General features: G+C 38.1%; 9 protein-coding genes. 6 read left to right on the top strand and 3 right to left on the bottom strand.

Going from position 1 to position 12756, the window contains the following annotated elements; genetic code table 11:
• Window positions 1-31: 31 nt before the first annotated feature.
• A complete protein-coding gene (locus BMY21_RS08540; RefSeq protein WP_074642874.1) occupies window positions 32-451 on the bottom strand; it encodes a flavodoxin in 420 nt (139 codons plus the stop codon).
• Window positions 452-646: 195 nt separating this feature from the next.
• Here BMY21_RS08540 and BMY21_RS08535 point away from each other — a divergent pair, with 195 nt between their 5' ends.
• From BMY21_RS08535 to BMY21_RS08510, 6 genes are all read left to right on the top strand, one after another.
• Window positions 647-1324: an energy-coupling factor transporter transmembrane component T family protein gene (locus BMY21_RS08535; RefSeq protein ID WP_074642872.1), complete on the top strand. Its 678-nt coding sequence runs from the start codon at window positions 647-649 to the stop codon at window positions 1322-1324.
• The gene (locus tag BMY21_RS08530; protein WP_074642869.1) at window positions 1309-2778 is read left to right on the top strand and encodes an ABC transporter ATP-binding protein; all 1470 of its coding nucleotides are present in this window, start codon (window positions 1309-1311) and stop codon (window positions 2776-2778) included. Before BMY21_RS08535 ends, BMY21_RS08530 begins: the two co-directional genes overlap by 16 nt.
• A 1-nt stretch (window position 2779) precedes the next feature.
• Window positions 2780-3373, top strand: coding sequence for an MptD family putative ECF transporter S component (locus tag BMY21_RS08525; RefSeq protein WP_218141044.1), 594 nt, complete (start codon window positions 2780-2782; stop codon window positions 3371-3373).
• A 140-nt stretch (window positions 3374-3513) separates the two neighbouring features.
• Complete coding sequence (locus BMY21_RS08520) at window positions 3514-5391, top strand: ABC transporter ATP-binding protein (RefSeq protein ID WP_074642867.1); 1878 nt, start codon at window positions 3514-3516, stop codon at window positions 5389-5391.
• A complete protein-coding gene (locus tag BMY21_RS08515) occupies window positions 5384-7102 on the top strand; it encodes an ABC transporter ATP-binding protein (RefSeq protein ID WP_074642864.1) in 1719 nt (572 codons plus the stop codon). The genes BMY21_RS08520 and BMY21_RS08515 overlap by 8 nt, the downstream gene beginning before the upstream one ends.
• A gap of 98 nt (window positions 7103-7200) precedes the next feature.
• Window positions 7201-7839, top strand: a complete 639-nt coding sequence (locus BMY21_RS08510; RefSeq protein WP_074642861.1) for a TetR/AcrR family transcriptional regulator — start codon at window positions 7201-7203, stop codon at window positions 7837-7839.
• On the opposite strand, the gene BMY21_RS08505 is transcribed toward BMY21_RS08510, so the two are convergent.
• Together BMY21_RS08505 and BMY21_RS08500 are read right to left on the bottom strand one after the other, a co-directional pair.
• Window positions 7822-9486, bottom strand: coding sequence for an ABC transporter ATP-binding protein (locus BMY21_RS08505; protein WP_074642859.1), 1665 nt, complete (start codon window positions 9484-9486; stop codon window positions 7822-7824). The two genes, BMY21_RS08510 and BMY21_RS08505, sit on opposite strands and share 18 nt — an antisense overlap.
• The gene (locus tag BMY21_RS08500; protein WP_074642856.1) at window positions 9479-12754 is read right to left on the bottom strand and encodes an energy-coupling factor transporter ATPase; all 3276 of its coding nucleotides are present in this window, start codon (window positions 12752-12754) and stop codon (window positions 9479-9481) included. The genes BMY21_RS08505 and BMY21_RS08500 overlap by 8 nt, the downstream gene beginning before the upstream one ends.
• Window positions 12755-12756: the final 2 nt, after the last annotated feature.

The following is a 12756-nucleotide window of genomic DNA, read 5'->3' as shown; positions in this document are numbered from 1 at the left end:
GGCTCAAAATATATATTTATTTTATAAGAGCCTATTTTATTGCAGATGCTGCCCAAGCCTTACACTGCTCAACATCTGCTTCTTCCGGAGTAAGGTGAACCATAAGTGGTTCTGCAATGCTTACTGCACCGGCATTGTTCAAACGGTCAGTCCAGTCGCGGAGCCATTGTCCGTCACCCCAATCGTATGAACCAAAGATTCCAACTTTTTTTCCGTTAAGGGAGCCTTCAATTCCGGAGTAGAATTCTTCTACTGAATCTTCAAGAACTTCATCTCCCATTGCAGGACTTCCAAGAAGAATAACATCGCTTGAAAGCACATCGTCTTTATTTGCACTGTCAGCTGTACTGAAAATGACTTCGGCACCAGCGGCCTTTACTGCATCACTAATGGCATTCGCCATTGCCTCTGTATTACCAGTTGTACTTGCGTATATTACAGCAACTTTCATATATTACCTCATTCATAAATATGGTTTTGTAAAAAGTTAGGAACGACTAACTGATTGATAGTATACAGTGTATTTAAAAGTTAGTCAATACTAACAAAAAAAATATTTAAATATTGTTAGTACTTGCTAACGTAATGATAATTCGTTATTATGCTGATGTATGTTATATAGAACTAACATATCAGAGAGAAATGTATGCATAAAGTAAATATCAATCCTATTGTTCTGATTATCATAAATATACTTGCACCTACAATGTATATCTTTTTGAGGGGAACTTACCTGCAGTATTTTCTGGCTGCTTTTGCTTTGACTGTTCTTATATTGATGGGCTGTTTCAAAATTATGTTTGCGTTTATTGGAATTTACGCAGTGATGCAGGCAGTGATTATTTTGGGAATACAGTTTTCGTCTCTTTCTTATCTATCATTATTCTTTGTAGTTTTGATTCAGTCGGTTCCTTGTTTTGCAATGGTTTTTGCTTTGATAAAGCGCTATACTTCGGCTGAGTTACTTTCGGCTTTGGAGACTATGAGAATTCCACGCGTACTTGTAGTAGCCGTTACAATCACTTTGAAATATGTTCCGACATTTTCGCGCGAGTTTAAGTATATTCTGGAATCGATGAGACTTCGTGGGATTTCATTTACCTGGCTTCATCCTGTAAAAAGTTTTCAGTATTTTATAGTTCCACAGTTATTCCGTTGTGCAGCACTTTCAGAAGAAGTTACTGCTGCCGGTCTTGTAAAAGGAATTGATGCTCCTGTAAGACGTTCTTCATATTTTGAACAGAAATTCAGATTTACTGATTTTGTATTTCTTGCAATTTTTGCTGCAGGATTAGCAGGAGGTTTTATATGGTTCAGGAAATAAATAAGGAAACTGTGCTTCAGGCGGAGGATCTGACTTTTTCATATATGGATTCTGATGAAGGAATCAAAAATGTAAACTTTGAAATCAAAAAAGGGGAGGTTATTCTTCTTACTGGAAACAGCGGTTGTGGAAAATCTACTCTTCTTAAATGTTTAAACGGATTGATACCTGCAGTTACAGAAGGACATCTTTCTGGCAAGCTTATGATAAATGGAAAAGAATACAGCAAACTAAAAATGCATGAACTGAATAGCGATATTGGTTCGGTATTCCAGAATCCACGCTCTCAGTTTTTTACTGATAACACAACAAGCGAACTTGTTTTCCCGATGGAAAATTACGGCTGGACAAAAGCCACTATGGAAAAGAAACTAGCTCAGCTTACAGAAGAATTTGGCCTTAAAAATCTTCTGGATAAAAATATCTTCATTCTTTCGAGTGGCGAGCGTCAGATGATTGCGCTTGCTTCGGCTCTTACTATGAATCAAAAAATTGTTCTTTTTGACGAGCCTTCTGCAAATCTTGATTACGGAAATGCGATGAAACTTGGCAGTATCATTGAACGGCTTAAGGCTGACGGCATGACAGTAATTGTTGCTGACCATAGATTTTATTATCTGAATGATATTATTGATAAAGTGTTCATTATGGAAAACGGCGAGCTTACTGTTTACAACAGCGAGCGTGCTTTCAAAAAAGGCACTTATGATACAAGAAGTTTTGATTTATTTTCTCTTGATGTTCCTTATCTTTTAAAATTGCCCAAAACAGAAGAACACATAAAACCTGTTGCTGAATTACAGGGTGCTGGTTATAAAAATATTTTGATAGATGTGAATCTCAAATTATACAAGGGTGAGATTACAGTTCTTGTCGGCTGTAATGGTACGGGTAAAACAACGCTTGCAAAACTTCTTTGTAAAACTTATAAACCGGATTATGGAAAAGTTACAACTTCGAGTCTGCCGTTTTTTATCATGCAGGACCCGGATTATCAGCTTTTTGGAACTTCTGTAAAAAATGAACTTTCACTTGTAAAGAAGGCGCCGCAGGAAATCGATGAGTGTCTTGAATATCTTGGACTTGGAAAGTTTAAGGATTCTCATCCGTTTGAATTGAGCGGCGGGCAGAAGCAGAGACTGCAGATTGGAATGGCGATGCTTTGCGACCGCGATCTGATTATTTTTGATGAACCTACGAGCGGACTTGATGTTTCTTCAATGGAAAAAGTTTCAAATGAAATTATTAAGCTTAGGGAGAAATCATCTGTGCTTGTGATTTCTCATGATTATGAATTTATCCGCCATGTTGCAGACAGAATAATCTTTCTTGAGGATGGAAAGATTCAGAAAGACTTTGTTCTTGATGCTTCGACAGTTGGTGAGTTGAATCAGATATTTAATAAAATGAAAGATAATTCGGAAGGTTTCGAATTATTAAAAAAGGAGGCGTAGTGTGCGCAAATTAAAAATCAAGGATGTTGTAATGACATCTCTTTTGACAGCCTTGTACTTGGTATTCTACCTGGTTGCCAGTATGATTGTAATGGTGCTCGGACAGTTTGGTCACGCAATAAGTCCTGGAATCTGTGCTGTTTTTACTGGAGCTGTAATTTTGTTTCTTACCCGTAAGGTTGGAAAGTTCGGACAGTTCACAATCATGCAGGCAATCATCATGTTAATTTTTTCAATAATGGGTGCCGGATATCTTCCATGGCTCATTACTTCAATGGTAGCAGCTGTTCTTGCAGATGTGATTGCTTCCCGCGAAGAAAAGCCTGCAGTATGGAAGGTCGCTCTTGCGTCGGGTGTTTTCCATGTTGGACAGGCGTGGGGATCAATCGTTCCAAGCTGGTTCTTTCTTGAAAGTTACAAGTCTGAATGGATTGGTCGCGGCCAGACTCCAGAAGCAATGGAAGAAATGGTAAAGTATACAACCGGCTTCATGGGCGTTGTTTCAACATTAATCGTATTTGTACTGGCTGTAGCCGGAGTATATCTTGGCTGGCTGATTCTTCGTAAGCATCTGAAGGAAAAAAAGAATAGTTAAAAAATATCTATACCTCAAAAAAATTTTCTGTTTGGTGAGTTTCATCAGACAGTTTTTTAGGAGTGTATTGAAACAGTGTTTCAAAAGATCCCGATCCTGAAACAAGTTCAGTATGACGGTTCTTGATGACGAGGAGAAAAATGAAATCAAAATCAAATCTACCTTTTTTATTTCGCTCGATGGGCGCTTTCAAAATCACCATGCTCATCAGCATTGTTTTTGCTGCTTTGTCGGCAATAGAAAATATTTATGCGTATACCTTTGTGTATAAAATCGCGGAGGTAATTATTTCTAATTACGGAAATCTCGGCTCCGTTGATAAAGAGATTTTTTATGAGTTTAGCAAGGGCATTGTGTTTGCTGTTTGTGCGGCTTACGGACTTTACGGACTTTCGCTTTTGTTCTCTCATATCACAGCTTTTAATACTGCGGTGCAATTGAAGAAAATGCTTATCTGCCATATTGGAAAATTGCCGGGAGGATATTATGATTCAAACCCGAGCGGCAGTCTTAGAAAAATCATCGAGAAAAATACTGACGCAAGTGAAACTCTGATTGCGCATCAGATTCCGAATACTACGATGTCGATTGTGCTTCCTGTTGCCTTTGTGATTTTTATGTTCCGTTACAGCGTGTTGCTTTCGGTTGCCTGTCTGATTCCTGTAATCATTGGCTTTGTACTTTTGATGGTGATTATGATGGGAAATGGAAGTGACTTCGTGCGAACCTATCAGCAGGCGCAGAAGGATATGTCGAACGCAGCGGTTGAGTATGTGCGAGGTATTCCTGTTATGAAAACATTCGGGCAGACAGCTGATTCTTTTGCACGTTATAAAAATTCTGTGAAGGGCTTTTGTGAGTACGTTTACAAGTTTGCAATTTCTATGATGACGGCGGACAGCCTTTATAATACGGCGATGAACTCTGTGTTCTATACGCTGGTGCCGGTGGTGCTGGTGCTGTGGAAAGGTGTTGTGGGCGGAGCGACTGGTGTTGCCGGTGCCATTCATCTTTTTGCATCGTTCATTTTCTTTGCGTCAATCATTCCTCTTGAAGTGACAATCTTAAAACGAATTATGGGAAACTCATCTGAATCGATTATTGTGGATGAGGCAATGGAATCGCTTAAGACGATTCTGGATGAGAAGGTGATGGAGTATAAAATGGACGGTGATGGGGGTATTGCTGGGGAACTCAAGTGCGATGACGTCCACGAGTTCGCCGAGGTCCCTGCCAATTACGGTTTTGAGTTTAAGAACGTCAGCTTCCGTTATGCACCGGAACTTCCACTCGCACTTGATGGAATTAATCTTTCGGTCGCCGAAGGAAAAACTACCGCGCTTGTCGGACTTTCTGGCGGTGGTAAAAGTACAATTGCATCGCTGGCGGCCCGCCTCAGGGATGTGACTGATGGAGCGGTGATGCTCGGCGGAGTAAACATAAAAGATATCAGTCAGAAAAAACTTAACGAGCTTGTGAGTATTGTCTTTCAGGAAAACAGTCTTTTGAAAATGAGCATTGCAGAAAATGTTGCCCTTTATCGTAAGGATGCCAGCCGTGACGAAATTATGCGAGCTCTTAAACTTGCCCAGTGCAAAGACATAATCGCAAAACTACCGAATGGCATTGATTCAGTTTACGGCGCAAAGGGAGTTTATCTTTCCGGCGGTGAAGTTCAGCGAATTGCAATTGCCCGTGCAATCTTAAAAGATTCTCCAATCATCATTCTTGATGAAGCTACTGCTTTTGCTGATGCAGAAAATGAATATCTGATTCGTAAAGCTTTCAGTGAACTTTTGAAAAATAAAACTGTAATCATGATTGCTCACAGAATGTCGACCGTCCGTGATGCAGATAAAATCTGTGTTGTAGAAGCTGGAAAAATTATTGAAGAAGGAAATCATGATGAACTGATGAAGCGCGGCGGAAAATATAGCGCAATGGTAAACGAATATAACCGCGCAATCAGCTGGAAACTTGGCTCAAACGACAGCGCAAAGGAGGCCTCAAATGCTTAAGAAATTTCTGAACGTTTCAAAAAATACAAGAATCGCAGTTTACAAGGCTTCTGCCTGGCTTGCAGTTTTTCAGCTGATTGCAATGGTTCCTCTTGTTATGATTTACAAGTGTATTTCAAAAATGCTTGAGTCGTATGCAAATCAGGGAACTTTTGAGACTTCGCTTATTTTACAGATTATCGCCGGAACAGTAATAGTGATTTCGATGTATTTTGCATATCGCAAAATGTATAAGATGAAGTATATCAACGCCGCATCAGAAAATCTGAATATGCGAATGGATCTTGCAGATAAGCTTCGCCGCCTTCCCGAAAGTTTTCTTTCAAAGCATGATTTGAGCGATCTTACTTCTACGATCATGGATGATATTGGTATTATTGAAGGTGTTCTTGCAAATCAGGTAACAGAGTTTATCGGCGGAATGCTTGGAATCCTGATAACCGTATGTGCACTTTTTTTTGTGAATGTAAAAATGACTCTCGCACTTTTTGCAGTTCTTCCGTTTGCGGCTCTTGCCATGGCTTTGTGTGATCCGATTTCCGGAAAAACTCATCAGAAAAACCGTGACATAAAAGTTTCAATTTCTGAGCGCATTCAGGAATATCTTGAAAATATTAAGATTCTTAAAGCGTCCGGAAATATCGAAGATTATCAAAAAAAACTGTGGCGTACGATGGGGCGGCTTGTTCCCCGGCTTGTGCTTTTTGAGTTTCTTTCCGGAATGAGTATTTCAACTGCTTACAATTTGCTTCGAATGGGAATCGGTGTTGTTGCGATGGTCGGAGCAAATCTTCTTGTAAAGGGTGAAATCTCTGCTTCAGTTTATCTGATTTTCATGCTGGCTTCGGTTTGGGTATATGAGCCGCTAAGTTATACCTGCGAACATCTTGGTGCGGTTATTTCGTCAAAAGTTGCGGCGAACAGAATCCGTCATATTATGGATTATCCTGAACAGACGGGTAGTGAAGTACTTGCTCCTTCAAATTATGATATTCAGTTTAAGAATGTTGATTTTGCCTATAAAGAAAATGGAGAAAAAGTTTTATCTGATGTAAGCTTTACTGCAAAGCAGGGAGAGTATACTGCGCTGGTAGGGGCTTCGGGCAGCGGTAAAAGTACAATCTGTCGTCTTGCAGCGCGTTTCTGGGATAATGATTCTGGTGAGATTTTAGTTGGCGGACAGAATGTAAAAAATCTTGCTCCGGAAGAACTTTTCAAATTGTTTTCTATTGTGTTCCAGGATGTTACGCTTTTTAATGATACAATATATAACAATATTCTGGTTGGAAATAAAAATGCTACTCGTGAACAGGTTATAAAAGCCGCCGAGTTCGCACAGTGTATGCCGTTTATAGAAAAGCTTCCTCAGGGGTTTGACACAGTGCTCGGAGAAAATGGTCATACCTTAAGCGGTGGAGAACGTCAGAGACTTTCGATAGCTCGTGCCTTCTTAAAAGATGCACCGATTGTTCTGCTTGATGAAAGTACAGCGTCGATTGATCCAGAAACTGAAACTAAGATTCAGTCTGCTATTGAAAAACTAACTAACGGTCGTACGGTGTTAATGATAGCTCACAGGTTGCGCTCAATTGTAAATTGTGACAGAATCATAGTGCTGGATGAAGGCAGGGTAGTGGGTAACGGAACTCACAACGAGCTCATGAAATCCTGCGAAGTTTACAAAAAATTGTATACTTTACAGAGCGAATAAAATCCAGCGTCATTGCGAGCGTAGCGAAGCAATCCAAATAATAGATTGCCACGTCGGCCTTCGGTCTCCTCGCAATGACATTTAAAATTGAGGTTATAATGCCGCAAAGAATTATAGGAGTCTCCAAAAGACTTATTGAAGTTGCAAAAAAAGAATTCCTCGAAAAAGGCTTTGAAGGGGCTTCTATAAGAACAATTGCATGCGAGGCCGACACAAGCCCGCGTGCAGTTTATACCCGCTTTGAAAATAAAGAAGAACTTTTTGCCGCCGTGATTGAACCAGTTTATTCAGATTTTATCAAGATGTTCAATGAAGATAAAATCCTTTACTGGAACATGGCCCGAAGAAAAGATTTTTCAAAAAATCCGGAAGAGTATTATCTTCGATATCTGGATTACGCTTATTTTCACAAAGATCAGTTTGTATTAATCCTGCAAAAATCAAAAGGAACGAGGTTTGAACACTTTACCCGAAACCTTTGCGAAATTGATTTAACAGAATTAAACAAACAGTTGCCCGAAATTCTCGAAGACTTTAAGAAGTTCCAGAAAGATAAATCGACACAGCTTTTTTTGAGCACAATCACATATTCTTTTTATAACGCACTTTTCGCGCCACTTATTGAAGGCGTTGAACTGGATGTTGCAAAATCATATATAACAAAACTTACACAATTCTATAACGATGGTATTTTAGCCAACCTAAAAAACTTTGCTGATTTATTTGATTTTGCTTAAATTACCATTTTCAATTTTATATACTGCATTTGCATTTTTAATTGTGTTTAATCTGTGTGCAATAACCAGTAAAGTTTTACCAGCACAAAGTTCATCAATTGCCTGCTGAATATAAGCTTCATTATCCGCATCAACACTTGCTGTTGCTTCATCAAGAATAATGATAGGGGAGTCTTTCAGAATACATCTTGCAATAGAAATACGCTGTGCCTCACCACCAGAAAGACTTGCTCCGCCTTCGCCAATTACTGTATCAATTCCAAACGGAAGTTTATTTATAAAATCCATACAACGTGCTTTCTTCAGACATTCAAGAACTTCTTCACGAGTAGCAGAAGGCTTTCCCATACGCACGTTATTGAAAATTGTATCTTTGAATAAATAGACACGCTGAAATACAACACTGATATTATCCATCAGATTATTTAATGGAACTTTACGAATGTCGCAGCCTCGAATTAAAATTTCACCTTCCTTAATATCCCAGAATCTGGTAAGGAGATTTGCAATTGTACTTTTGCCTCCACCAGAAGGTCCTGTTAAAGCTGCCATAGTTTTTGGTGGAACTTCAAGTGAAATATTTTTCAGAACTGCTTCTTCTTCATAAGAGAACGAAACATTCTTATATTCAATTTCGGGAACTCCAGCTGGACAATTGTCCGGAATCATTTCAATATCAGTTTCATCTAATAACTCAAGATTAAACAATTCTTCCATTCGGTTCAGGCTGCTGTTCATAACTGCAATTCTTGTAACCTGAAGATACATTTCTCTAACTGGTCTGAAAATCCCAAAAGAAAAAATACTGATACCGAGAGTACGGTATAAATCAATACTTCCTATTTTGTAAAGATAAATTCCAAGCCCTGTAATTATTGTAATTCCAAGAATATTCAAGCTTTCAATCATTCTAAGTTCTGGAGTCACTTTCTTTTCAAGTTCGAGACATTCATCTTTCATGTGAACAAAAGATTTGTCCAGTTCGTTAGATTCTGATTCGAGCATATTGTAAGATTTTATACCGCTCATTCCTTCAATATATTCCAGAACCTGTTCAGATAATTCTTCATTCAGTTCCTGTTTTTTATCTGCTTCGCTCTGCTCGTGCTTCATGCAAAGGTTTCCTGTTAAAACAATGAGGGCAGTGATAACCAAAGAAACCACACCAAGATAAGGATGAAGTATAAACATAAAGCTTACGGTCATAATCTGAGAGCAGACATCTCCAGCAAAATCAGCAATCATGTTCATACAGTTGCTCTCAATAAATTGCATATCAATTGAAAGTATTGTACTGATTTTCCCAATATTTCCATCAGAAAAAAATCCCATAGGAATCTTTTTAAGTCTGTCGCCAAGTTTCATTCTGAGATCCGCAAAAAGTTCGTAGCCTGCTGTAGACTGAAATCTGTCAGAAAGATATCTGAATAAAACCTGTCCCAATAGACAAAAAATTAAGATGCCCGAAATTACAGCGACAGTTTTATAATTCATTGTTTTTTCAAACAGCGCTTTGATTACAAAAAGACTGAGCATGTATGGAAAGTAGGTGAAATAAGAATTTAAAAATGAAAAGAGATATGCAATTCTGATTTTTCCTTTATACTTATCTGCCAGTTTTATAATTCGCCGGATTTGTTTAAGCATTTTCTACTCCATTTTTTGTAAAGATTTGATTTCCAACTTTCCAGTTATCAGCATTTACAGAAAGCTTATAAAGTTTTTTGAAATAATCACTCCTGCTCATAATCTTATTTGCAGGACCTTCTTCAATAACTTTCCCATCCTGTATCAAAACTATTTTGTTCACGTTTTTAAGCGCGCTTAATTTATGTGCAATTACAATAACTGTTTTATTTTCTATGATTTTTTCGATAGCACGATTTATCTTTTCTTCGTTTTCAATATCAATAGAAGAGGTTGCTTCATCAAGAATTATGATTGGGGCGTCTTTTAGAATTGCCCGTGCAAGTGCAATGCGCTGCCGTTCACCTCCCGAAAGTCTTTTTCCGGCATCACCGGCCATAGCCATATAACCGCCAGGGAGTTTGTCTATAAACTCATCACAGGAAGCAATCTTTGCAGCTTGTTTTACCATTTCGTCTGTAGCAGATGGATTTCCAATTCTGATATTATCCATGATGGTTCTGTTGAAGAGGAAAACTTCCTGTGAAACAAAGGAGATTTTTTTATTAAGAGCAGAAAGACTAAGGTCGGTAATTTTCTTTCCGCCTAAGGAAATATCGCCGCCGTCTGTGTCATATTGATGAGCTATGAGTCTTGCAATTGTAGACTTACCGCTTCCAGATTCTCCGACAATTGCTGTCATCTCACCTGCTTTTGCCGTAAATGAAATATCTCTTAAAACTTCCTTATCTTTATACGAGAAATGAACATTTTCAAAAGTAATATCTTCAGAGCTATCCGTCTTTTCTGATTTATCTGAAAAATCAGCATGACCTTCTTTCAAAGGCGTTCTGTCTAAAACTCTTTCCAGTGACTGAATCTTATAATTCACCTGAGTCATGGAAGCCATAAATGAAAGTGCACGCAAAAGATTTGAGCCGGTTGCAAGCGAGAGACAGATAATCAAAATCAATTGTGCAAGTGTAGCCTGTCCTGTCATAACGGCAATAGAACCAAGCGGCAGTGTAAATAAAAGCATATTTGGAAGAAGACTTGTATAAAGTGCAATCCATGGCCAGCAGACCTTGTACCATATGAGACTGAGGTTCTTATAGTTTAAAACACCAGATTCGTAATTCTTGTAAGATTCTTCCTGATAATTAAAAACTTTTACAACTTCAATTCCATTTATAAATTCTATGATGGAGTTATTCATTCTTTTAGCTGCTGCAAAATAACCACCCATTCTTTCTGTTCCGTCACGGTACATTTTTGTCATACATTTCAAACCGATTGGAATTACGAGAATTGAGGTTAGTGCAAGAAGCCAGTTTATCTGGAACATAAAAACAATTACGATTACAGACACAAGAAGATTTGAAAGTCCTTCTGGAATTGCATGTGCAAGAATGATTTCTATACTTTCGATGTCATCCGTAAAAAGTTTTTTTAAAGCTCCTGTTCCGATTTGTCTTATTGTTCCTAACGACTGTTTGTTTAGTTTTTCTTTTAATTGTATTCTTAATTCTTTTAATGTATTAAAGGCGGCTTTGTGAGAAAGAGAAAGTCCCTGGGTATACAAAAAGATATGAAGTAAACCGCCTCCAAGAATTCCACTCAAAATAATAGCAATCGTTTTTAAGTTAAAGGAAACTGAATTGAGAAGACCATCTGTGATTTTATAAATCATAAGATAAGGAACAATGCTTGCAAGAACTCCGAGCACCATACAGACAATTGCTCCATAAAAATATTTTCTGTATTTTCCCATTCGGTTTATAAGGCGAACAATTGAAGAGGAATTATCGCGTTTTTGTGTAAAGGCTTCTTCGCTTTCTGTCGTGAAAAAATATCTGACTTTAGCAATACCTTCTTTATCGAGAGGATATGCGGAAACAAGTCGACCTCGTTCTATATGTACTACATAATCACAACAACTTAATATGAGCTCTAAATCATGAGTAATGATAACCGAGGCTTCAACTTCAGAATCAGTTTCTTTTACGATTTTTGAAAAGTTCTGCATTCCCTCAAAGTCCAGACCGCTTGTTGGTTCATCATAATAAATAATCTTTTTGCCAGAGCATAGGGCAGAGGCTATTGCAACCCGCTGCTTTTGTCCGCCCGAAAGAGATGAAGGGTGCCGGTCTTTATATTCTTCAATTCCCAGTTTTCTAAGAACAGAACAGGCTTCTTCGTCGCTTACCTTGCTATTAAGTTTTAACTCCTGAAGAACAGAGTCACAGAAAAGCTGATGATTTACATCCTGCATAACCATAAAACTTTTTTCAGCTCTCTGCTTATCACTCAAAACTTCATTATCCAAAGAAATAGTTCCGTTTGATTTTAAGGTTCCGCAAAGGGCTTCTGCGAAGGTACTTTTTCCTGTTCCGTTATCACCAATCAAGGCAATGACACTTTTTGCAGGAAGCTTTAAATCATCTATATCAAGAATTGTTGAGTTGCCGCGCTGACACGATAAATCACTGACAGAAATTGCCGATTGTTTATTCCGAACCGAAACAGGAGTTGCCCTGATTAAATTAAGATTTGTAGTTCTGAGACCAAGTTTGTGAAGCTCCTCTTCACTAAGAGCTTTCATCTGGGCGTTTGTAAATTCTCTTTCAATTTGCCCGTCTTTCAGATAAATAAAACGGTCTGCCAGATCCATTAGAAAATAAAGACGATGCTCAGAAACAATGATGGTTTTTTCTTCACTCTTTAATTTTGTCAAAATCTTTTGGAGACGGTTTATTGCTTTTTTATCAAGGTTCGAAGTAGGCTCGTCCATTACAAAAATATCAGGGCGGGCTGTATAAACTGAACCGCATGCAATCTGCTGCTTTTCTCCACCAGAAAGCTCAAAAAGACTTCTGTCCAGTAGAGGCTTAATCTGAAAATCAGTAACCGTACTTTCAAGCTGAGCTTTTATTTTCTCTTTATCCATATTTTGATTTTCACAACCGAACACAAGTTCACTTGTAGTATCAATATGGAAGAATTGACTTTTTGGATTTTGAAAAACGGAACCTACGAGAGTGGAAATTTTTGTGATTGGCTCGCGGGGAACATCTATATCATTTATATAAACATGGCCTTCCATTTGCCCATCATAAAAGTGAGGGGCAAGACCATTTATAATTCTGGTGAAGGTTGTTTTTCCACAGCCACTTTTGCCGCATAAAACAACAAATTCACCATCTTTAATTTCAAGATTTATATGTTTAAGACAATTTTGATTTTTTGCCTTTCCAGAATATGAGAATGAAACATCATCAATTTTAATCATTT

It is taken from the genome of Treponema bryantii (genome assembly GCF_900111035.1).
In the GTDB taxonomy this organism is placed as follows: domain Bacteria; phylum Spirochaetota; class Spirochaetia; order Treponematales; family Treponemataceae; genus Treponema_D; species Treponema_D bryantii_C.
The sequence above is the reverse complement of the archived record's forward strand: the minus strand, read 5'-3'. Positions and strand labels throughout refer to the sequence as shown.

What these genes read in the sequence shown, in the direction of transcription:
- BMY21_RS08540 (WP_074642874.1), bottom strand. Translation starts at nt 451, where the DNA reads ATGAAAGTTGCTGTAATATACGCAAGTACAACTGGTAATACAGAGGCA.
- BMY21_RS08535 (WP_074642872.1), top strand. Translation starts at nt 647, where the DNA reads ATGCATAAAGTAAATATCAATCCTATTGTTCTGATTATCATAAATATA.
- BMY21_RS08530 (WP_074642869.1), top strand. Translation starts at nt 1,309, where the DNA reads ATGGTTCAGGAAATAAATAAGGAAACTGTGCTTCAGGCGGAGGATCTG.
- BMY21_RS08520 (WP_074642867.1), top strand. Translation starts at nt 3,514, where the DNA reads ATGAAATCAAAATCAAATCTACCTTTTTTATTTCGCTCGATGGGCGCT.
- BMY21_RS08515 (WP_074642864.1), top strand. Translation starts at nt 5,384, where the DNA reads ATGCTTAAGAAATTTCTGAACGTTTCAAAAAATACAAGAATCGCAGTT.
- BMY21_RS08510 (WP_074642861.1), top strand. Translation starts at nt 7,201, where the DNA reads ATGCCGCAAAGAATTATAGGAGTCTCCAAAAGACTTATTGAAGTTGCA.
- BMY21_RS08505 (WP_074642859.1), bottom strand. Translation starts at nt 9,486, where the DNA reads ATGCTTAAACAAATCCGGCGAATTATAAAACTGGCAGATAAGTATAAA.
- BMY21_RS08500 (WP_074642856.1), bottom strand. Translation starts at nt 12,754, where the DNA reads ATGATTAAAATTGATGATGTTTCATTCTCATATTCTGGAAAGGCAAAA.